Raw genomic sequence first — 19,883 nt, 5'->3', positions numbered from 1 at the left:
TCGCTTAGTCTCTTATCTTTTAAATATCCGCTCATAGCCCAAAATTGCCGCTTCAAAGCGCGTTGCGGCGACATATTTTAAGCTATTTAGACGAGCTAGAGGTGAGACTTTTACCTGCGCTCTTTGTACCCGCTCGGCTTGGATATTTGAGTCCGCTAAATCGGTCGGATGCGCGAAAATATCGCTAAAATACATTTTTAAGCCGTTTTGCAAAAGCAAAATCCGCCAAAAATCAGCCACGCAAAGCGCCTTTTTGTGCGTTTGTAAAATAGCTTCCGCCGCGTGCCTATCAAGCACGTAAGCAGCCGCTCGGTAAATCGTGCCGTAAGAGCGCTTTGAGACTAGCCAAAAATCCTCCTCCAGCTTTTTACCAAATGCGCTAAATCGCCCCTCCAGCCCGTCTTGCGCGCCGCAGATGAGAGCCGAACCCTCGTGCATCTTAGCAGCCGTTTCAAACGCCTTTTTCACGCCATCCTCGTCTCCGATAACGTCGTCTTCTAAAATGAGCGCAAATTTGGCGTCGCTTTTTAAAAACTCCTCGTAAGCGCGCACGTGAGAGAGCGAGCAGCCGACCTCGGACGGGCTTAACAGCCTGCCGTAAGCCTCAAGGCTAGCCAGCGCGTATCCGTAGTACTCCTTTGCGCTCATTACCCTGCCGTCGGTTGCCTCGACGAGTTTAAATTCGTCATAATTTTTAAACCGCTCTTTTAACTTTTCACGCCGCACCACGTCGCTTTTTAGCGAGATAACGAATACTAAATTTTTCATCTTTTAAACTTCGATTTGATTTTATTGATCAGGGCTCGTTGCTCTCTTTTGTCAAATATCAAAAACAAGCTCGCGGCGTATCCCACTGCAAGCAAAACTGCCGAATACGCTGCAAATTCGCTCCAGCTTGAAATTTGCACGAAATTTCGCAGCCAAAAAAACAGCCCGCAAACTGCCGCGAAAACGGCTAAATTTTTAAAATAAACGCCGTAAAAAGTGATAAGCGGCAAACTCAAATTTAAGGCAGCGTTTATGAGATCAAATCCCAAAATGCGCACCGAATAAAGCGCGGCGCCGACGGCAACCATGCCGTAGATGCCGTAGTCCGTAAATTTAAGCACGGAAATCTGCGCCAAAATCGTGCCAGCACCCAAAATGGTGTTTGCTATCGCAGGACGTTTTAGTTTATTTGTCGCGCCGTCGAGATTAAAAAGCGAAAAAACGTAGCTGATAAATATAATCGGCACTAGAGTTATTATCGAGAGATTATAGATTAGATTTATCTCGTCCGCGCTTTTAAACGGCAACCAAAGCGCGTAAAATTCGCGCCCGAAAGCCACGAAAATAGCCGCCGGTACGCTCATGACAAAAGCCGTAACTCGCATCGAAAATTTAGCCTCCGCTACAAGCGCGGTCAAATTTGATTTAGAATAGTGCTCGACGAATTTGGGTGCAAATATCGCGCTAAGCTGCGCCACGAAGCTCTCTAAAATGATCGGAGCCGCCTTTGAAACGGCTAAAATTCCCGTCGCGTTCGCGTTTAAAAAGATATTGCAGATAAACAGATCCATACCGCTCATAAGCACGCGGTTTAGGGCGTTAAAGCTATTATAGACGCCCGATTTTAGCAGCTCTTTTATCCGCGCAAAGTCAAATTCTCGCGGGTTAAATTTAAGCTCGGGCGTTATGCGGCGCGAAACCCAAACACTCGTAAAAAACACAAAGAGCGACGCGACTAGAGCGGAGATCGCGATATAGGCGATCATCGGTCTAAAAAAATAAAAAAGCCCGACGATGAGAGCAGCCAAAATAGCGCCAGACGCGGCGTTGCGAATAGAGATGATGTAGAGCTTGTTTTTTATAAACATCGAGACGCTGATGACGCCGTTAAAAAGCCCGACGCAAAAATTTATAAAATAAAACGCAAACGTAAGCCGCACGTCGCTAAGCAGCGCGTCGCTCACGTTTAGCACGCTTTGTAAATTTAAGATAAAAATGCCCGCGCCAAGCAAAATAAGAACGCAAAAAAAGATATTTACGACTAGAACCGACGAGTAGTAGGCGTTGGCCGCGCTGATATCGTCCCTATGCCACTCGTACGCGACGAAGCGGCCGCTAACGGAGTTTATCGCAGCAGTCACGACTAAAGCGTAGGCCACGATAGCGTTAGACAGTCCAACAAAGCCGTAGGCTTCGTTGCCTAGGCTCTTTAAAATGTAGGGCGTGAGGAAAAAATTTATCCCCATCGAGACGATAAAAACGACGATGGAGCTGATCAAATTTACGAGCATTACAGCCTTGCGTCGGCGTTTTCGTAGACGTTTTTGATATCGTAAACGAGAGCTTTGCTAAATTTTAACCCTTTAAATTTATCGTGAGCGACGGCGATCACGACGCAGTCGTAGTCCGCTTCGTCAAAGCTTTTTAGAGGCGTCAAGCCGTATTCACGCTTTACCTCCGCTTCGTCCGCCCACGGATCGTAGATGTCCACGCGACAACCAAAATCCCTAAGCTCCTCGATCACGTCTATCACGCGCGAGTTGCGGATGTCGGGGCAGTTTTCTTTAAACGTAAGCCCAAGCACCAAAACGCGAGCCGAATTTATCAAAACGCCCCTTTTTATCATCAGTTTTACGACCTGATCGGCGGCGTATTTACCCATATTATCGTTTATACGGCGTCCGGCTAGGATCATCTCGGGATGAAAGCCCAGCTCCTGCGCCTTGTGCGTGAGGTAATAAGGATCCACGCCGATGCAGTGACCGCCAACTAGCCCGGGACGGAAATTTAAGAAATTCCACTTCGTGCCCGCCGCCTGCAAAACGGCGTTCGTGTCGATGTTCATCTTGTTAAATATCATCGCAAGCTCGTTCATAAAGGCGATATTTATGTCGCGCTGCGTGTTTTCGATGACTTTGGCGGCCTCGGCGACCTTGATAGTAGGCGCTTTGTGCGTGCCAGCCGTAATAATCGAGCGGTAGACCTCATCGACCTTGTCGGCGATTTCCGGCGTCGAGCCGCTAGTGATTTTTTTGATTTTAGTTACGGTATGCTCTTTATCGCCCGGATTTATGCGCTCCGGCGAGTATCCGCAGAAAAAGTCCTCGTTAAATTTAAGTCCGCTTTGCTCAAGTAGCGGCACGCAGATCTCCTCCGTAACGCCCGGATACACCGTGCTTTCATACACGACGATATCACCTTTTTTTAGCACCTTTGCGACGCTTTGCGTAGCTTTTACCACTGGCGTTAGATCCGGGCGCTTATTCTTATCTATCGGCGTCGGAACGGTAACGATAAAGAAGTTGCAATCTCTAATATCGTCTAAATTTAGGCTAAATTTCATGCCGTTCTCTATCGCTTTTTTCATCTGCTCAGCACTTAGCTCCAGCGTGCGGTCATACCCGCCTTTAAGCTCCTCTATGCGGGCAGCGTTTACGTCAAAGCCCGTGACTTCGTATTTCTCGCTAAACGCCGCCGCCAATGGCAACCCGACGTATCCTAGTCCGATAACGGCTATTTTCATTTATCTTTCCTTTTTAATTTTTTTGATTCTATCTTTTTTACGCGTTCATACACTCTTATTTCCGCGCCTACGCCTTGCGGAGTTATGATTTTAATAGGGCTAACGCCCGGTAAAATTTGAGTGAGCTCATAATAACCCCGCCTCTTTTTCTTTCCGTCCTTGCAGAGCATCATCGTTTGCGCTAGCTCGTCGCCGCCGCTAAATTCGTAATAAACCCCGCGCGCGTCCTCTTTTTCCTCGAGCTTTCCGCCGAGCAAAAAGGCGAAGTTGCAGTCGGTTTTCATTTCTTTAAAAAACGCGACTTCGTATTTAAAATAATCAGGCGGCATCTTTGAGATAGGTAGCTCGAAAATATTTTCCTCGGTTTTTGCCACGTTTTCGCCTGCAAAAAGCGCAAACGGCAGCACGCAAGCCGCGATAAAAAGTAAAATTTTCCTCATGATTTCACTCCTATTTGGAAATACTTAAAGCCTAAATTTGCCAGATTTTTCGCGTCGTATTGATTGCGCCCGTCAAAGATCACCGCGTTTTTTAGCCGCTGTTTCATCTCCGTAAAATCAGGCGACCTAAACTCGCTCCACTCGGTCACGAGCGCGAGCGCGTCGGCACCGTTTAACGCGTCGTATTTGTTCGGGGCGAATTTTAAATTTGAGTTAGGTAGATATTTTTTAGCTTCGTTTGCGGCCTTTGGATCATACGCGACGACGTTTGCGCCCGCGTTTTCTAGCGACTTTATGAGCACTAGCGAGCTAGCCTCGCGCATATCGTCGGTGTTTGGCTTAAACGCTAGCCCCCAAATCGCCACCGTTTTGCCACTCAAATTTCCGCCGAAAAATGCTGAAATTTTTTCAAAAAGCACCGTTTTTTGCGCCGCGTTTCTAGCTTCCACCGCGCTTAAAACCTTCGGCTCAAAGCCCTTTTGCCTAGCGGTGTAGATGAGCGCCTCGACGTCCTTTGGAAAGCAGCTGCCGCCGTATCCGCAGCCAGGATATATAAAGCTATAACCGATGCGAGAGTCGCTGCCGATGCCTTTTCGGACCAAATTTACGTCCGCTCCCACACGCTCGCAAATGCCCGCGATCTCGTTTATGAAGCTGATTTTAGTCGCTAGCATCGCGTTTGCGGCGTATTTGGTCATCTCGGCCGATTTTACGTCCATAGCGATAAATCTATCGTGATTTTTCATAAACGGCGCATAAAGCTCGCGCATGACGTTTTGTCCCCACTCGCTGCTAGTGCCAACTACGACGCGATCGGGCTTTAAAAAGTCCTCGACCGCCGCGCCCTCTTTTAAAAACTCTGGGTTTGAGACGACCTCAAATTTGACGTCCAAATTTCTCTTTTTTAGCTCGCTAGCGATCACCTCGCTAACCTTTTCCGCCGTGCCGACGGGAACGGTTGATTTATCCACGATTATTAGCGGCGATGTTAAATTTTGCCCGATGCTTTTTGCGACTTCTAGCACGTAGCGCAGATCGGCCTGCCCGTCCGCGCCCATAGGCGTGCCCACCGCGATAAATAGCACGCTAGCGTGCGCCAAAGCTTCTTTGATATCGACGCTAAATTTAAGCGCGCCGTTTGCCCTGCACTCGGCCACGATTTCAGAAAGGCCCGGCTCATAGATCGGTATGACGCCGTTATTTAGGGCTTTTATCTTTGCTTCGTCCACGTCTACGCATATGACGTCGTTGCCCATTTTAGCTAGGCACGCGCCGCTAACTAGTCCTACGTAGCCCGTGCCTACGACTGCGATCCTCACAGCCTTTTCTCCCACTCAAGCGCGGTTTTTATGATGAGCGCGAGATCCTCTCTTTTAGGCCGCCAGTTAGTTAAATTTCTTATCTTTTCTGGCTTTGCGATGAGGCATGCGGGGTCGCCCTCTCTGCGAGGCGCGTTAATTACTTTAAAGTCGATCCCACTTACTTTTTTAGCCGTTTCAATAACCTCTTTTACGCTAAAGCCGCGTCCGTAGCCGACGTTAAAGGTCTCGCTTTTTTCATGCTCGTTTAGGTACTCCAGCGCGCTTAGATGCGCCTCTGCTAGGTCGCTCACGTGGATATAGTCCCTCACGCAGGTGCCGTCTGCGGTCGGATAGTCGCTACCGAAAATTCCCATGCTTCCTCGCTTACCTAGAGCCGTCTGCGTCGCGACTTTGATTAAGTGCGTGGCGTTTGGATAGTTTTGCCCGATGAGCCCCTCCTCGTCGGCGCCCGCGACGTTAAAGTACCGCAAAATCGCAAATTTGAAATTTTCATTTGAGGCGGCGTAGTCTTTGATGATCCACTCGCTCATTAGCTTGCTTCGGCCGTAGGGATTTATCGGACTTGCCACGGTTTGCTCATCGACCTCGCCAATCTCGGGCTCGCCGTAAACGGCAGCAGTGGAGCTAAATATAAATTTATTTACGCCGTACTCTTTGCAATAGGTCAAAATTTTAGCTACGTTTGCGGTGTTGTTTAGGTAGTATTTTAGCGGCTCTTGCGTGCTTTCAAAAACCTCGATAAATGCGGCAAAATGGATAATCGCGTCAAATTTTCCCTCCGCAAAAATCCCGCTTAAATCATCCTCTAAATTTGCCTTTACGAACTTAAATTTACCGATTTTCTCAAGCGCGTCAAGCGCCTTTGTAGTGCCTTTGCAGAGATTATCCACGACCGTTATCTCGTGCCCATCCTGCTTTAAAAGCGCCTTTAGCACGTGAGAGCCGATGTAGCCCGCTCCGCCTGTTATTAAAATTTTCATCATCTATCCTTATTTTAAATAATTCTTTATATCTTCTATGTCTTTTATAGCATTAGAAAAATCATTCTGAAATTGTGGAGAAATTGCAGCATGAGAAGATGCATTACCAACAATATCTTTATGCCATATCAAATTATGCAGTAGTTTATTAATTCCTTGTAAATTTTTCTCTTGTTGGCATATTATATCATTAATCTTGCTTTCATTGGGATTATTTACATTCAATTTATTTTTAATATCTAATATCAATTTATGTGGTTCAAGAAAAATACTTTTATATTGCAATTCTAAAAAATTATTCATCATATTATGTAGTTTTCCATCACGTCCAATGCAAAAATCAATCTGCATTTTACAAACCATACTCTCTAACTCTTTACGCAAGTTATTGCCACATTCATCCAGTTTGCACTCATTTAACTGTTTTATTGCTTTCTCTAAAAAGCTATTATCTGAATAATTAAACAATACGTTATTATCATTATTCACAGCATACATAAAAATCAAATTCCAATCAGTTTGACATATCTGCTCTTTTTTGCAATGATGCATAATACGCTTTTGTAAGTGATTTAGAAAGAATATGTCGTGAGTAAATATAAAAACCTGATAATCACTAAAATTATCCAATATATAATCAATAATCTTTGTTCTATTTACCATATCCATACTAAGCAAAATATCATCTAGCACTATTAGTTTTAGTATATTTGGATTGTCCTGAGGCAACTTCTCTTCTTTAATTGACACAAAAAACATCATTATAGAAATTAGCTTTAATCTAGCCTCATTTATTCTAAATTTAAAGTCCTTAAATTCATTTATTTTAATATTAATCTTGGGCTCATTTAATATTGCTCTTCCATCAGCAGGTATCTCTATGAGAAATATCTCTTCTATCTCAAACGAGATTTTTAAATCACCTTGAATTTTATTTAGACCATCATTGATTAAATTCTCTAATTTATTTAAGCTATCCATCAACTTTTTATTAATATCTTCTGTATTTATTTTTGAGCTATCATTTTTAAATTCATTAACTTCTATATTAAGTTCACTAAATAAATCAAATTTTTCTACAAAGTATTTCTTTAAAATATCATAAAAATTACCCTCTAATATTTTTAGCAATTTATTATGATTGATAAAATGCATAAATTTAGCAGATGTTACATCTATTATGCTCAAATTATCTATGCCGTCCTTTGAAATTTTTATAGAACCGCCATTATCAAAAGTTAAATTTAATACAGCATCATCTTTTTCATTGTGGTTACATAAATTTTCATTTGGATTATTATGGTCAAGTTTTTTACAAAAATCGCAATCATTGTCCTGAATAAGAATTTTATGTATAGTATGCAAAGCATAATACAACGAGCTTTTTCCACTTCCATTTTCTCCAAAAAGAATTATATTTTTACTATTCGCATTAAAACAACTTTTTTTATGAAATTTAAAATTATTAATCTCTAATTCTTTTATTTTCACTCTTTATTCCTTAAAAAATTATCTATGGTTGCTTTTATCTCTTTTTCCCTATTTATCATCAAACTTTCATCCCAATTCTCTATCTTATCTACTATATATTCTTTTAATTCTATAATTGAGGATTTTCTAAAAGCTTGTTGCCTAGAATGAATGCTTTTTTTTCTACTAAGATATGATAAACGATCAACAACTAAGTAATTGCCGATATTTCTTGGATCATCACCAATACTATCAATAAAATATTCAGAAATCAATCCCTGCCCCCATCTTTCATATAAATATATAAGTAAAAATCCCTTTTTTAACTTACCATAAAATTCCAATTCATTATTATTTGGCATTTCATATTCATGCGAATAACCATCCATAGTATCTTTTATTACTTTATATATCTCAAATTTTACGGTAGTTGTTGCACCCATTTTATATACATATCTAATTAAATTTTTAATATATAATATAAAATCATCTATGTTTTTATTAGGCAAGTTATCTTCTTGTATATTTTTAAACAGATATATAAAGATTGCTATTTTTGGGATATTATTTGAATATACATTAATAATTTCAAGCCACTTAGAAATTTCTTTGTCCGTATCACTACTTGGCTTTTTCAATAAAATACAATAATACTCTACACATAAAACTATTTTCTCTAAATCGCTCATAATTTCACTATAATTTTGCTTTTTCAATGCCTTTGTATATTCACCATCAGTTGCAAAAAAGACCCTTAAACTCTTTTCAACCTTTATATCCGCATTTTTTCCACGAATTATATGCATATAAACACGAAATACATCATCTATTTTATAATTTATAGCATCACATCTTTTTGCCATCTCATTCCATCGCTCTATAAAATCATCTTGCTTGGATATGTTAATAGCGGCACTATAAATTTGTGCTTTAAATATATCGGCATCAGATAGATCAAGTCCCCTATTGTTAATGGTTTCAAATATCGTTAATGCGCTATTTCTAGCTTTATCTTGAGTGCTTTCCTTTGTCTCTATTGGCAAAAGAAATACTTTATCTAGTAAAAAATCTATAAACTGTTGCAAATCAAATTTATCACGTTGTTTTTTAAGCTCAGATAGAAAATATGTAATATTTGCATGAAATTTTGATTTTTTATTATCAAAATTTATATCTTCTATTTCTAAACATTCTTTAAGATTATCATTATCAGACTCCTCAAAAACAGCCGTCTTTACTCGTTGTTTCTTATCACTTTCGTCTCTTCTATTTTTAGCCCATAAAATATTCTCTAATGCTGTATTTTTATCATCATATAAGGATAATGCCTTCGCTAACAACACAATAGTAATAAGACGCTGTTGCCCATCTATAACCTCACAATATCCTTTGTTGTCATTGCCTCTGGCTAAAACTATATTTCCTAAAAAGTATCCATCATCCTTTTCGTTACCCATAGAACTATCTTCAAAAACATTAAACAAATCATCCCATAAAATTTGACAATTTTGCTCATCCCAAGAATATGGACGTTGATAGTTAGGAATTAAATATTCCACGTTAGCAAAAATATTTAAAATAGATTTCTGCTCTGCATTTAGATTAAGTGCCATTTTGTCTCCTTTAAGTTTGTCTAGTCCTCCCTGACCCGCAAAAATACGGGAAATCTCGGAAGCCCTTTTGCCGTTAAATTTTGATATTTATATGTTATGACCGAGCCGATCTTTGGTGGGTTTGCGCGCTCTTTGTCACTAAAACCAGAGCCTATTTTAAAGCGTTTTTTATCGCTTAAATTTTCGCAAACGACCGAGCCAAGAAGCCTGCTAAATTTGCCCTGCCCCACCTTATGTGCGACCACCACGCACTCGGCGTCTTTAAATTTTTTGTATTTCAGCGCGTTTTTGCTTCGTTTTCGCTCGTAGGGCGCGTTTGGTTCTCGCGCGACCGCGCCCTCGCCGCCTTTTGCGACGATCTGCTCGGTAAACGCCTCAAATTCGGCGTTATCTTTTACTTTTACCTGCTTGATTATCTTTAAATTTTGCCCCGCTTGCGGGTTTTTTGCGATAAATTTTTCAAGCTCGCTAAGGCGCTTTAAAAGTCCGCCGCTAGCTTCTGGCACATCGAAAACGCAAAATTTAACCTCGCTCCACGCCGCGACGCTAGGCGTTTTATCCATCACGATCGATTGTATTTTTTCAAATTCGCCCCGCGCGGTGTAAAGCTCGCCGTCAAGCGCAAATGGCGGAAAATGCGCGCTCCAAGCCTCTGGCGCGGCTAAAATTTTACCGTTTCGCGAACGCAAATTTCGCCCGTCCCAGTAGGCGCGCACGCCGTCAAGCTTCTCGCTAGCTAGCCAGCCGCCGACGTTTTGGCCTTTGTATTCGCTAAGCTTTAAAAGCTCAAATTTAGCGTTTTTATCAGCATCTGCACTTGCGGCGCTACTTAGATTTTCGCCCTGCGCCGAAAATTTTTCAGGCTGCAAAGCAAAATCCTGCGCCGCCAAAGCTAAATTTAAAAAGGCAGCCAGCAAGAGCGCGAAAAATCTCAAATTTTAACCCCGTAAAACTCGCAGTACCACTCGATAAACCTAGCCACCCCATCGTTTACGCTAGTTGCGGGCTTATACTCAAAGTCCGCTACCAGATCGCTAACGTCCGCAAAGGTCGCAGGTACGTCGCCGGCTTGCAGCGGGAGGAAGTTTTTCTCTATCTCGCGACCGATTTTTAGCTCGACGGCCTTGATGTAGTCCATGAGCTCGACGGGGCTATTGTTGCCGATATTATAGACCTTAAACGGTGCGCTTGAGGTGGCTGGATCAGGGTGCTTCGCATCCCACACGGGGTTTGGTTTTGCGGGGTTATCGACGCATTTTATGATGCCCTTTACGATGTCGTCCACGTAGGTAAAGTCGCGCTTCATCTTGCCGTAGTTAAAGACGTCGATTTTCTTGCCCTTTAGCGCGGCGTCGACGAACAAAAACAGCGCCATATCAGGGCGTCCCCATGGGCCGTAAACTGTGAAAAATCGCAGCCCCGTAGTCGGCACGCCAAATAGATGCGAATACGTATGCGCCATCATTTCGTTGCTTTTTTTGGTCGCGGCGTAGAGGCTGATGGGGTGATTTACGCCCTCGTGCGTAGAAAACGGCATATTTTCGTTTAGTCCGTAGACCGAGCTCGAGCTTGCGTAGACCAGATTTTTAGTTTGGTTGTGGCGGCAGCATTCAAGGATGTTCATAAAGCCCGTGACGTTGCTGTCGATGTAGGCTTGCGGATTTATGAGCGAGTAGCGAACGCCCGCTTGCGCCGCTAAATTTACCACTACGTCAAATTTTTCCTTCTCAAAAAGCTCTTTCATCATCTCTGTATCGGCTAGATCGGCTTTTATAAATTTTAAATTAGGCTGTGTTTTTGAGCTTATCAGCTTGCCTTGCTTGATCTCGCTTGTCTCAAAGCCAGCCGTTTTTAGGCGCGCAAGCTTTAAATTTACGTCGTAGTAGTCGTTTATCACGTCGTATCCGACGACCTCGTCGCCTCTTTTTGCAAGGGCGTTTGCCAAGTGAAATCCGATAAATCCCGCCGTTCCGGTTACTAAAATTTTCATGTTTTTTCCTTTGTGATTTGACGCTATTTTAGCGTATTTTTGCGCCCGTTCTCACTGCTCGTCTAAATTTATCTCGGGCATATTTTCTTCGGTGTAGTACTCCTCTACCCCGGCCTGCTCGTCGTCTTCTCCGAGTTCGGGCTCATCCTCGTAGTTTTGCGTTTCAAGGCGCACCAGCTCGCGATCGACCGCCTCGCAAAAAACCGGCGTATAGCCCATCTGAGCGCAGTTTGCTGCGAGCCACTCGCTCATCACCGAGATATCGTCCGCGTAATCGTCCAGCGTCAAATTTCCGCGCAAAAGCTCGTATTTTAGGAATAGCCAGTAGGTATTTAGCACGTCGCTTTCGCAGTATTCGTTGATCTTATCTATCTTGCCGTCAAAAAATAGCTCCATCACCTGATCGCCGTGCACGTCGTATTTGCCGGGCAAATTTAAGCTAGCGCAGAGCGTATCGAGCTTTAGCCCGCGCACGGAGCCAAACTCGCTCACGTGATCGAGCAAATCGAAGTGAAATTTGCCGCTGTACCTGTCGCGGTAGTTGCCGTCCCATTTGCCTTTGCCAAGCTCCTTGTTTTCGACCTCGTAAAAGCTCGGAAACGAGACGTTATACCTCATCGCGCGCGTTAAAATCATCGGCAGATCAAAGCCGCGCCCGTTAAAGCTAACTAGGCGCGGGTTGTGCGAGTTTACGAAGCCGATAAATTTATTTAGGATTTCGCGCTCGTTTGCGCCTTTCATCGTGCTTACGCGCAAAAATTTACCGTACTCGTCCGCCATCACAGCTGAAATTGCCACGACGCGGTGAAACATCACGGGTAAAAACTCGCTTCCGCTTGCTGCTTTTTGCGCGGCAAACGCCTGCCTCGCCACCTCCGCATCGCTTCCCTCAAAGCCGTAAATTTTACGCAAAAGCGCGGTGTCTGGCACCGTCTCGCAGTCAAAAACGCAGATATAATTTTTAGCCATTTCAAACCTTTTTTAGCTATTTTTGCCTAAAATGATAGCTAAAAATCTTTATAAAAGCGATAAATGAATAAAAACCCAGCCCCAAACATCGCCGTTATCAAGCTCTCCGCCCTGGGCGACATCGTCCACGCGGTAGTCATTTTGCAGTTTATCAAAAAGTACTTGCCAAAAGCGACAATAACGTGGTTTGCCGACGCTAAATTTAGCGAGATTTTATTCCTTTGTCCGCAAATTTCGCGCGTCGTATCGCTACCGCTAAAAAACGGCGAATACAAAAAAAGCTTGGAGCTGATCGCGTCTGCTAAGCAGGAGGGCAAATTTGACTACGTCATCGACCTGCAAGGACTTCTCAAATCCGCCGCGGTTGCGAAGCTTCTTGGCAAAAATAGCTACGGATTTGATAAATTTAGCGTGAAAGAGCCACTCGCGGCACTGTTTTACGGGCATAAATTTAACTGCGACTACGCCCAAAATATCATATTGCGAAATTTGGGCCTTACGGCTTTTGCTCTGGGGTTTAGCTTTAGCGAGGATGAGATTTTAGCCAAACAGCCTTGTTTTAGTGCTTCTCAAAGTAAATTTGATAGCTCAAAAAAGAAAATTTTGATAGCACCCTTTGCTAGCGAACCGAGTAAAATTTACGATAAATTTGGCGATGTTATCGCGCTGCTAGACGATTCGCAAAATGAAATTTTCGTCTGCTTTAACGGCGAAAAAGAGAAAAAAAAGGCTCTAAATTTGATAAAAAACTCAAACGCAAAAACTCTAAATTTGAGCCTAAAAGAGCTTGTAAATTTTATCTCGTCCTGCGACCTTGTTATCGGCAACGATAGCGGCGTGACGCATATCGCCTGGGCGCAAAATCGCCCCTCTATCACGCTTTTTGGCAACCGACCAGCAGAGCGAAACGCCTACGCGACGCCCGCAAATTTGACCATAGACGCAGGCAAAAAAATAGACGCAAAAAAGATAGACAAAAGCGACTTTTGCGTGCGAGATATAGCGCCGCAGACTATCGCAAACGCGGCAAAAAGGCTACTTGATGCGTGATTTATTTTACCTTTGGCTTTATAGATTTTTTAAATTTATCTTTACCGTTACGCCCGCGTTTTTGCTTGATCCATTTTTAAATTTCATCGCGTTTTTGTTTTATAAATTTGACGCCAAACACACAAAAATCATCAGAGCAAATCTAAATTTCGCCTATGCGGGCGAGCTAACGGCCGAGCAAAAAGAGCAAATCATCAAAGACACGTACCAAAACTACGCCAAATTTGCGGTAAATTTTATAAAAAACCAAAACGCGAGCAAGGAAAAAATCCTAGAAAAGGTCGAATTTAAAAACGAGCAAATCTTTCAAAACGCGCTCGCATCGGGCCGCCCGATCATCGTGCAAACCGCGCACTACGGGCAGTGGGAGCTCTTTTCGCTGGCGATGGCGGCGAAATTTGGAGGCGTTAGCATCGTCGGACGCGCGCTTGATAGTGCGGTCATGCAGCGCATTTTGGAGGCGAACCGCACCCGCTTTGATATCGAGCTCATCGATAAAATGGGCGGCGCCAAGCAAATTTTAAAAGCGGTTAAGGCGCGCCGATTAGTCGGTATCCTAGTCGATCAAAACACCGCAAAAGACGAGGGCGTAGAGGTCAAATTTTTCGGACGAAAGGTCCTGCATACGCCTGCGGTTAGCATTTTCGCGCAAAAAACGGACGCGCTCATCGTTCCCGCCTTTATCCGCGAAAAAGGGGCAAACCTCAGCGAAATTTGCTTTTTTCCGCCAATTGACGTTAGAGATTTTGACAAAGACGAAGCCGTACTAAAGGCCACGCAAGCGCAAGCTGACGCCACCGAGGCCGCCGTACGCGAGAAGCCGGACGAGTACTTTTGGTTTCACAAACGCTTTAAGCATTTTAACGAGGAAATTTATAAATGCTAAGCGTCGTTATCCTCACGCTTAACAGCGAAAAATATCTCGCCGAGGTGCTAAAAAGCTGCGAATTTGCAGATGAAGTCGTCGTGGTCGATAGCGGCTCGCAGGACGCTACGGAGCAAATTTGCTCTGGGTTTAAAAACGTCAAATTTCACAAAGAAAAATGGCGAGGATTTGGCGCGCAAAAGCAGCTAGGCGTGGATCTAGCGCGTAATCGCTGGGTTTTCGTGCTAGATAGCGACGAGGTGATTTTAGAGCCGCTGAGGGAGGAAATTTTGCGGGTTTTACAGCGACCCGAGTTTTGCGCGTACGAGGTAGCCCGCGCAAATATCTTTTTCGGCAAAGAAGTGCGCACTATGGGGCTTTACCCGGACTGCACGGTTAGGCTTTTTGATAGGACACTGGCGAAGTTTGACGGGCGCGAGATACACGAAAAGGTCGTTTTAAAAAGCGCGGCAAAAATGGGCGAACAAATCCAAGCAAACACCGCAAACGGCGCAAATTTAACCGCTCTGAAAAATGAAATCGGTAGGCTAAAAAACCACTTCAAGCACTACGCCTACGACAGCATCGAGCAGTTTATCGCTAAACAAAATCGCTACTCAAGCCTCGGCGCAAAATCAAGCAAATTTAAGGCCGTTTTAAATCCCGCGTGGACGTTTTTTAAGCTATTTTTCCTAAAAGGCGGCTGGCGCGAGGGCTGGCGCGGCTACGTGATAGCAAGGCTTTACGCGCAATACACATTTTGGAAGTACGTAAAATGAAAGATAAAAAAATCAAAATCCTAGTTATGAAATTTAGAAACATCGGCGACGTGCTACTCACGACTCCGCTCATCGAAAACCTACACCGCATCTACCCTGACGCGCAGATAGATTTCGCGCTAAATAAGGGCACGGAAGCGATGATCGAAGGCAACCCGAACATCCAAAACATCCACGTTTACGACCGCGCAAATATAAAAGAGGTCGGCTTTTTCAAACGACTTTGGCGCGAGCTAAAGTTTATCCGCGCTATCAAAAAGCAAAAATACGACATCGCCGTGCAGACCACGACGGGCGACCGCGGCATCATCGTCGCCAAATACGCTAAAATCAAAACCATCGTGGGCTTTGAGGGTAAAAACAAGACCGTAAATAAAATAATAACGCACAAAGCCCCTAAAATAGGCGGCCTGCGCCACACAGTGGATCGTAATCTAGACGCCCTGGCCGCGCTCGGGCTTGAGCCTAGCGGCAAGCGAGTTAGCGTGTATTTTGATCCAGAGTGCATCAGACATCTAAATTTACCGCCTAAATTTATCCACGTGCACCTAACTAGCCGCTGGATGTTTAAGTGCGCGGATGACGAAACTATGGCGCATATCATCGACTTTTGCGAGGGGCTGGGCGCGCGAGTGGTGCTAACGGCCGATAACAACGACGCCGAGCTAAAAAAGCTGGACGACGTGCTGGCGCTGTGCTCCTCTAGCCCCGTAAATCTAGGCGGCAAACTCACCCTAAAACAAACCGCAGCGCTATCAAAGCACTCTGCGATGTTCATCGGCGTAGATACGGCGATCATGCACCTAGCCGCGGCCAACGACGTACCCGTGATCGCGCTGTTTGGGCCTAGCGGAGCGTTTGAGTGGGGGCCGTGGGACAACGATCTAAACGAAAGCGGCTACACGCAGCGCAACGGCAACCAAACTATGGGCAAGCACGCGGTGTTTCAAAAGGACTGGGACTTCGTGCCGTGCGATAAAGAGGGGATGATAAAGCACGGCGTGGAGCGAACGCTGATGAGATTTGAGGGCGAGGAGCTAGAGGCGATAAAAAGCAAAATCAGGGAAAATTTGAGCCAGAGCTAAGCGTACTTTGTAAAATGCGGCCGCTTTGGCTAAATTTTACGAGCAAATTTGAGCCGCGAGCGGTAAATTTGGTAGCTTTGGTCAAATTTGGCGATTAAATTTATCGGCTCAAATTTTGTAAAGTCAAATTTGATTTGAACGCTGGCCGTCAAATTTGACCTTCTTGATTTTATAAATTTGGGCGCTTAAATTTGACGCCTAGGCTTTCTTTTCGTTAAACACATACGAGATCACGAAAACGATCAAACAAACGGGCGCGAACGCAAATGCAAACGCCACGCTCCAGCTGGCAGCCTGCTCGCCCTAAAAATATCCCTCCGCCAAGCACGCCAAAAAGCTGACGTAAAAAGCGCCGAGCGATAAATTTTCTACCGCAAAAAGCAGCAAACTAAGATCGGATTTTTTACAAACAGCTTGCTTGGCTTAAAGTTTTTATACCTGATAAACAAATACCAAAACAGCGCGCAAGCCAAAATCGCAAATATTACGATAAAAACGGCGATTCTTGGCACGCCATCCAAGGGCAAAACCTGCCAAAATTAAAGCCGCTGCCTACCTACAAAACTAAGCCAATCACGCCCGCCGCCCGCCAAACAAGCAAGAAAACCACCCGCTAAGCGAGCAAATATCTCGCTACCCTGTGAAATTTATATCTTTGTTCTGCGTTCATCGATCTTGAGTCTCCTAAATTTTTTATTTCAAAATTTTAATAAAGTTTATTATAAAACTTTTAGCGCCTCTCTATATCTCTACCGCCCAAATAATATTTTTCCAGCGGATAATTTAAATTCCCGCAGTTATCAAATTTAAAACCTTTTCCTATTCCCGCTACAGCATTTTTTCTCTCTTTATAGTATTTCTTGATAATATTAAAATTTTTTATTGTATCGCACAGATACTCCGAATGGTTAAATTGCATATAATTGCCGTTAAATATAGCAAATTTATCAAGGAACAAAGTGCCTGTAGCGTCTTTATCACCACCGCCGATCCTAATTATCGGCCTATCAAGCCCCAGGCTTACGCCATCCGGAGATATTTTTAGATATTTTTTAGGATCGGTTTTTTTAGCTTTTAATTCTTTCATCAGTATCTGCTCGGTCGTTTTTCCCTCTTGATAATATTTTTCTAATACTTCAAAACAATTCGATAAATTTATATTTTCTAATTCATAGTATGCAACCTCATATCTACTGGACCAAAGACTACCGAAGGTTTTCAACCTATAAGCATCGATCATTTGGTATAATTTTACATTATTATCTAAATATGCTCCTCCCACTTTTTTATACAGCTCCTCTTTGGGTAAAATTCTATTCTCTTTGAGGCAGTATCCTTGCTTGTATTTGTCGTAGTCGGAAAGAGAAACTATCACAAAGCCTCGTGAAGTGGAATAATCGGGGATTATACGGATAAATGCGGCACAAAGTATCGCCGCTAGAAGTAGCGCCGCGGCTATCATTTTAAATTTAAGTTTGCGAAATTTCATCACGATCCTTTAGACGCCAAAGCGAGCAAAAACCTCGCCGCGCGAATTTAAGCCCATTATTCCGCGCCTTTCAAATTTGGGCCAATTTTTAGCTAGACTCGTCAAAATACCCAAATTTTACTTTTTTATCTTTGAGTATATCCCGCCCAAAAAGTCGTTTTGATAGATAAAAAGCGTTCGCTTTAGCCACGCGGCGTCCTTTTTAGCGGCGATTCTCTTGATAGCAGATAGGTCGCCGTCAGGCCTGTTTATGCCTCGCTGCGTCGTAAAAAACGCCTCGTAACCCACCTGCCTAGCTAGACGCATCAAATTTTCGTCGTATTTGCCGCGCGGCCAGCATAAAATTTTATCCTCGATGCCTAAATTTTCGCGCATAAACTCGCGGCACCGAGCGAAATTTTCCTCAGGCGAGAGCGCGCCGAAATACTCGTCAAAATGCGTGTGCGTATGCGAGTGAAAGTCAAAAACGTCCCGCATCGCAGCTATCTCGTTAAGACTCAAAAATACGTCCTGCGGGCGCTGGGGCGCTGCTTTTTTGTATTCGGAGTGAGTTAGCTCGATAAACTCGCCCCGCCGCATGCTCGCGCGCTCTATCCACTGCGTCACTAAAAATATCGTCGCCCGTAGCCCAAACTTGCGCAAGACCTGGTAGGCGTAAACGTAATTATCCTTCCAGCCGTCGTCAAAGGTGATGAGGACGCTTTTTTTGGGCACGGCTAGCTCGCCCTTTTTGTAGGCGATAAATTCGCTCATCGTAAGCGTTTTGTAGCCCGCCTCTGCCAAAAACCGCATCTGCGAGGCAAAATCCTCCGCGCTAGAGGCGATAAATCCACCCTTTTTTAAAACGTGATGATACATCAAAACGCTAACGCTCAACGCCGCCTCCTTTAGCTCCCGCCCGCGAATTTGCCGCCAGTAAGACGAAAAATCCTAGCATATAAAACATATAAAGTATGCGTAAATTTATCGCCTCAAACAGCCCGCGCACGCCGAAATAACACGCAAGCGAGATAAAAATCGCCGCAAAAAGCAGCTCGCGCGAGCGTAAAAAATGCCTAAACGAATACGCCAAGAGAGAGATGAAACCACCAAGCAGTAGCACCGTACCGACCGCGCCGTAGTAGTAGTAGTGCCCGATAAAAAACGGCTCGTCGTTAAACCAATACCGCTCGCCGTTTGGCCGCGTCTGCATCATCGAGATATGTGCGCCTTTGTCCGCCTCGTCACGCAAAAAGGCGTCATACTGCTCCTTGCCGTATCCAAGCCCAGTTATCGCACGCGGACTAGCAAAAAGCAGCGGCAAGCGCTCCTTTAAAATCAAATCGCGCCCCGAGCTAAAGCCCGCACCCGCGATACGCTCTCTCATACTCTCGTTTTCGACATTTGCCTCGCTCACTATCCCGATCTGCAAAAATTTATACATCGCCGTGGGCGAACTCAAAACCGCCGCCGACGCGCCCGCGACGCAAACGGCAAAAATAACGGCAAAGAGTTTAAATTTACGCTTCGCCTCGCCGTCTAAGATATACAAACAAAAACCAAACAAAACAAAACAAACCAGCATCGCGCCCCAGCTGCCCCTAACGCCGCTCAAAACGTCAAGCCCGACGGCCGCTAAACAAAGCGCGCCGCACGCAACCCGCGCCCAAAGTCGCCTAAAGATAAAAACTCCCGCCAGCGCAAAAGGCAAAAACCTATCCACATAGTCCGCATACGCTCGGCGCACGACCCGCGCGTCAAATTCGCTCGCGTTGCCAAGCCTCTCAAATTCGCTAAAAAGTGGCGCGGCGTAGTAAATGCTAATAACCGCAAAGGCCGCTATCAGCGCGTAAAAAAAGGCTTTTGCTTGAGTGGTCTCGCCGTTTGCCGCGACGTAGACGATGAGCAAAAAAGCAAATCCGCGCCCAAACTCGCCCGCAGCGTTGCCCAGCGAATCAAACTGCGGCGCGTAGGGAAAAGCCGAGATCAAAAACGCGTAAAAGGTAAATGCGATAAGACAAAACGCTGGCGTGCGAGAGATGCTAAAATTTACGCCAACCCTTGCGGCAAATCGCGTCCTATCGGTAAAATAAAGCCAGATCGCGCAAACGAGCGCGAGGTAAAGCGAGATATTTTTCGCCGCCGTCATACGCGGGATATGCTCGCAGGCGATAAAAACGCAAACGAGGTATAAGGCGGCGTTTTGCAAGCGGTTTTGTAGCTTCGTCATTTTCTCCCTTAATTTTAAAACGCCCATTATAACGATAAAATCATTAAAATCCAGTAAGCGGTTTTTGGCTAAATTTTACTCGCAATCGCTCAAAAACCGGCCGTAAATTTA

The 19,883-nt window shown here is 44.4% G+C and carries 18 protein-coding genes; 4 read left to right on the top strand and 14 right to left on the bottom strand.

Annotation, left to right across the window (positions count from 1 at the left end):
- Positions 1-12: 12 nt before the first annotated feature.
- Genes Q0218_RS04230 through Q0218_RS04180 form a run of 11 tightly spaced genes read right to left on the bottom strand, consistent with a single transcriptional unit; the run spans position 13 to position 12,295 of the window.
- Positions 13-768 (bottom strand): glycosyltransferase family 25 protein, encoded by a 756-nt coding sequence (locus tag Q0218_RS04230; RefSeq protein ID WP_297966572.1) that lies wholly within the window; start codon positions 766-768, stop codon positions 13-15.
- Positions 765-2,279: an MATE family efflux transporter gene (locus Q0218_RS04225; protein WP_297966570.1), complete on the bottom strand. Its 1,515-nt coding sequence runs from the start codon at positions 2,277-2,279 to the stop codon at positions 765-767. The genes Q0218_RS04230 and Q0218_RS04225 overlap by 4 nt, the downstream gene beginning before the upstream one ends.
- Positions 2,279-3,511 carry a Vi polysaccharide biosynthesis UDP-N-acetylglucosamine C-6 dehydrogenase TviB gene (gene tviB, locus Q0218_RS04220; protein ID WP_297966567.1) on the bottom strand — a complete coding sequence of 411 codons (1,233 nt, stop codon included), beginning with the start codon at positions 3,509-3,511 and terminating at the stop codon, positions 2,279-2,281. Before tviB ends, Q0218_RS04225 begins: the two co-directional genes overlap by 1 nt.
- Positions 3,508-3,951: an ecotin family protein gene (locus Q0218_RS04215; RefSeq protein WP_297966564.1), complete on the bottom strand. Its 444-nt coding sequence runs from the start codon at positions 3,949-3,951 to the stop codon at positions 3,508-3,510. The genes tviB and Q0218_RS04215 overlap by 4 nt, the downstream gene beginning before the upstream one ends.
- The gene (locus Q0218_RS04210) at positions 3,948-5,270 is read right to left on the bottom strand and encodes a UDP-glucose/GDP-mannose dehydrogenase family protein (protein WP_297966668.1); all 1,323 of its coding nucleotides are present in this window, start codon (positions 5,268-5,270) and stop codon (positions 3,948-3,950) included. The genes Q0218_RS04215 and Q0218_RS04210 overlap by 4 nt, the downstream gene beginning before the upstream one ends.
- A complete protein-coding gene (gene galE / locus Q0218_RS04205; RefSeq protein ID WP_297966561.1) occupies positions 5,267-6,253 on the bottom strand; it encodes a UDP-glucose 4-epimerase GalE in 987 nt (328 codons plus the stop codon). Before galE ends, Q0218_RS04210 begins: the two co-directional genes overlap by 4 nt.
- A 9-nt stretch (positions 6,254-6,262) precedes the next feature.
- Positions 6,263-7,744, bottom strand: a complete 1,482-nt coding sequence (locus Q0218_RS04200) for a hypothetical protein (RefSeq protein ID WP_297966559.1) — start codon at positions 7,742-7,744, stop codon at positions 6,263-6,265.
- The gene (locus Q0218_RS04195; RefSeq protein WP_297966555.1) at positions 7,741-9,336 is read right to left on the bottom strand and encodes a DUF262 domain-containing protein; all 1,596 of its coding nucleotides are present in this window, start codon (positions 9,334-9,336) and stop codon (positions 7,741-7,743) included. Before Q0218_RS04195 ends, Q0218_RS04200 begins: the two co-directional genes overlap by 4 nt.
- A gap of 20 nt (positions 9,337-9,356) precedes the next feature.
- On the bottom strand, positions 9,357-10,271 hold the full coding sequence (locus Q0218_RS04190; protein WP_297966552.1) for a DNA ligase: 915 nt from the start codon (positions 10,269-10,271) through the stop codon (positions 9,357-9,359).
- Positions 10,268-11,326 carry an NAD-dependent epimerase gene (locus Q0218_RS04185; RefSeq protein ID WP_297966549.1) on the bottom strand — a complete coding sequence of 353 codons (1,059 nt, stop codon included), beginning with the start codon at positions 11,324-11,326 and terminating at the stop codon, positions 10,268-10,270. The genes Q0218_RS04190 and Q0218_RS04185 overlap by 4 nt, the downstream gene beginning before the upstream one ends.
- A gap of 51 nt (positions 11,327-11,377) precedes the next feature.
- Positions 11,378-12,295 carry a 3'-5' exonuclease gene (locus Q0218_RS04180; protein ID WP_297966546.1) on the bottom strand — a complete coding sequence of 306 codons (918 nt, stop codon included), beginning with the start codon at positions 12,293-12,295 and terminating at the stop codon, positions 11,378-11,380.
- A gap of 63 nt (positions 12,296-12,358) precedes the next feature.
- On the opposite strand from Q0218_RS04180, the gene waaC reads away from it, so the two are divergent.
- The 4 genes from waaC to rfaQ are packed head-to-tail and all read left to right on the top strand — an operon-like array spanning position 12,359 to position 16,074.
- Positions 12,359-13,345, top strand: coding sequence for a lipopolysaccharide heptosyltransferase I (waaC, locus tag Q0218_RS04175; protein ID WP_297966544.1), 987 nt, complete (start codon positions 12,359-12,361; stop codon positions 13,343-13,345).
- A complete protein-coding gene (locus Q0218_RS04170; RefSeq protein ID WP_297966542.1) occupies positions 13,338-14,231 on the top strand; it encodes a lipid A biosynthesis lauroyl acyltransferase in 894 nt (297 codons plus the stop codon). The genes waaC and Q0218_RS04170 overlap by 8 nt, the downstream gene beginning before the upstream one ends.
- The gene (locus Q0218_RS04165) at positions 14,225-14,989 is read left to right on the top strand and encodes a glycosyltransferase family 2 protein (protein WP_297966539.1); all 765 of its coding nucleotides are present in this window, start codon (positions 14,225-14,227) and stop codon (positions 14,987-14,989) included. Before Q0218_RS04170 ends, Q0218_RS04165 begins: the two co-directional genes overlap by 7 nt.
- On the top strand, positions 14,986-16,074 hold the full coding sequence (rfaQ, locus tag Q0218_RS04160) for a putative lipopolysaccharide heptosyltransferase III (RefSeq protein ID WP_297966536.1): 1,089 nt from the start codon (positions 14,986-14,988) through the stop codon (positions 16,072-16,074). Before Q0218_RS04165 ends, rfaQ begins: the two co-directional genes overlap by 4 nt.
- 730 nt (positions 16,075-16,804) lie before the next feature.
- On the opposite strand, the gene Q0218_RS04155 is transcribed toward rfaQ, so the two are convergent.
- The 3 genes from Q0218_RS04155 to Q0218_RS04145 all read right to left on the bottom strand — a co-directional run bounded on the left by Q0218_RS04155 (position 16,805) and on the right by Q0218_RS04145 (position 19,772).
- Positions 16,805-17,563 (bottom strand): hypothetical protein, encoded by a 759-nt coding sequence (locus Q0218_RS04155; protein WP_297966533.1) that lies wholly within the window; start codon positions 17,561-17,563, stop codon positions 16,805-16,807.
- Positions 17,564-17,680: 117 nt separating this feature from the next.
- Positions 17,681-18,439, bottom strand: coding sequence for a polysaccharide deacetylase family protein (locus tag Q0218_RS04150; RefSeq protein WP_297966530.1), 759 nt, complete (start codon positions 18,437-18,439; stop codon positions 17,681-17,683).
- Complete coding sequence (locus Q0218_RS04145; RefSeq protein ID WP_297966528.1) at positions 18,429-19,772, bottom strand: hypothetical protein; 1,344 nt, start codon at positions 19,770-19,772, stop codon at positions 18,429-18,431. Before Q0218_RS04145 ends, Q0218_RS04150 begins: the two co-directional genes overlap by 11 nt.
- Between the last annotated feature and the right edge of the window lie 111 nt (positions 19,773-19,883).

It is taken from the genome of uncultured Campylobacter sp., from assembly GCF_938039245.1.
Taxonomy (GTDB): Bacteria; Campylobacterota; Campylobacteria; order Campylobacterales; family Campylobacteraceae; genus Campylobacter_A.
Note: the sequence above shows the minus strand (reverse complement) of the source record. Positions and strands in the feature narration are given on the sequence as shown.

Bases quoted from the DNA above. Each gene is read 5' to 3' on its own strand.
- Q0218_RS04230 (WP_297966572.1), bottom strand. From the start codon at position 768: ATGAAAAATTTAGTATTCGTTATCTCGCTAAAAAGCGACGTGGTGCGG.
- Q0218_RS04225 (WP_297966570.1), bottom strand. From the start codon at position 2,279: ATGCTCGTAAATTTGATCAGCTCCATCGTCGTTTTTATCGTCTCGATG.
- tviB (WP_297966567.1), bottom strand. From the start codon at position 3,511: ATGAAAATAGCCGTTATCGGACTAGGATACGTCGGGTTGCCATTGGCG.
- Q0218_RS04215 (WP_297966564.1), bottom strand. From the start codon at position 3,951: ATGAGGAAAATTTTACTTTTTATCGCGGCTTGCGTGCTGCCGTTTGCG.
- galE (WP_297966561.1), bottom strand. From the start codon at position 6,253: ATGAAAATTTTAATAACAGGCGGAGCGGGCTACATCGGCTCTCACGTG.
- Q0218_RS04195 (WP_297966555.1), bottom strand. From the start codon at position 9,336: ATGGCACTTAATCTAAATGCAGAGCAGAAATCTATTTTAAATATTTTT.
- Q0218_RS04185 (WP_297966549.1), bottom strand. From the start codon at position 11,326: ATGAAAATTTTAGTAACCGGAACGGCGGGATTTATCGGATTTCACTTG.
- Q0218_RS04180 (WP_297966546.1), bottom strand. From the start codon at position 12,295: ATGGCTAAAAATTATATCTGCGTTTTTGACTGCGAGACGGTGCCAGAC.
- waaC (WP_297966544.1), top strand. From the start codon at position 12,359: ATGAATAAAAACCCAGCCCCAAACATCGCCGTTATCAAGCTCTCCGCC.
- Q0218_RS04170 (WP_297966542.1), top strand. From the start codon at position 13,338: ATGCGTGATTTATTTTACCTTTGGCTTTATAGATTTTTTAAATTTATC.
- Q0218_RS04165 (WP_297966539.1), top strand. From the start codon at position 14,225: ATGCTAAGCGTCGTTATCCTCACGCTTAACAGCGAAAAATATCTCGCC.
- rfaQ (WP_297966536.1), top strand. From the start codon at position 14,986: ATGAAAGATAAAAAAATCAAAATCCTAGTTATGAAATTTAGAAACATC.
- Q0218_RS04155 (WP_297966533.1), bottom strand. From the start codon at position 17,563: ATGAAATTTCGCAAACTTAAATTTAAAATGATAGCCGCGGCGCTACTT.
- Q0218_RS04145 (WP_297966528.1), bottom strand. From the start codon at position 19,772: ATGACGAAGCTACAAAACCGCTTGCAAAACGCCGCCTTATACCTCGTT.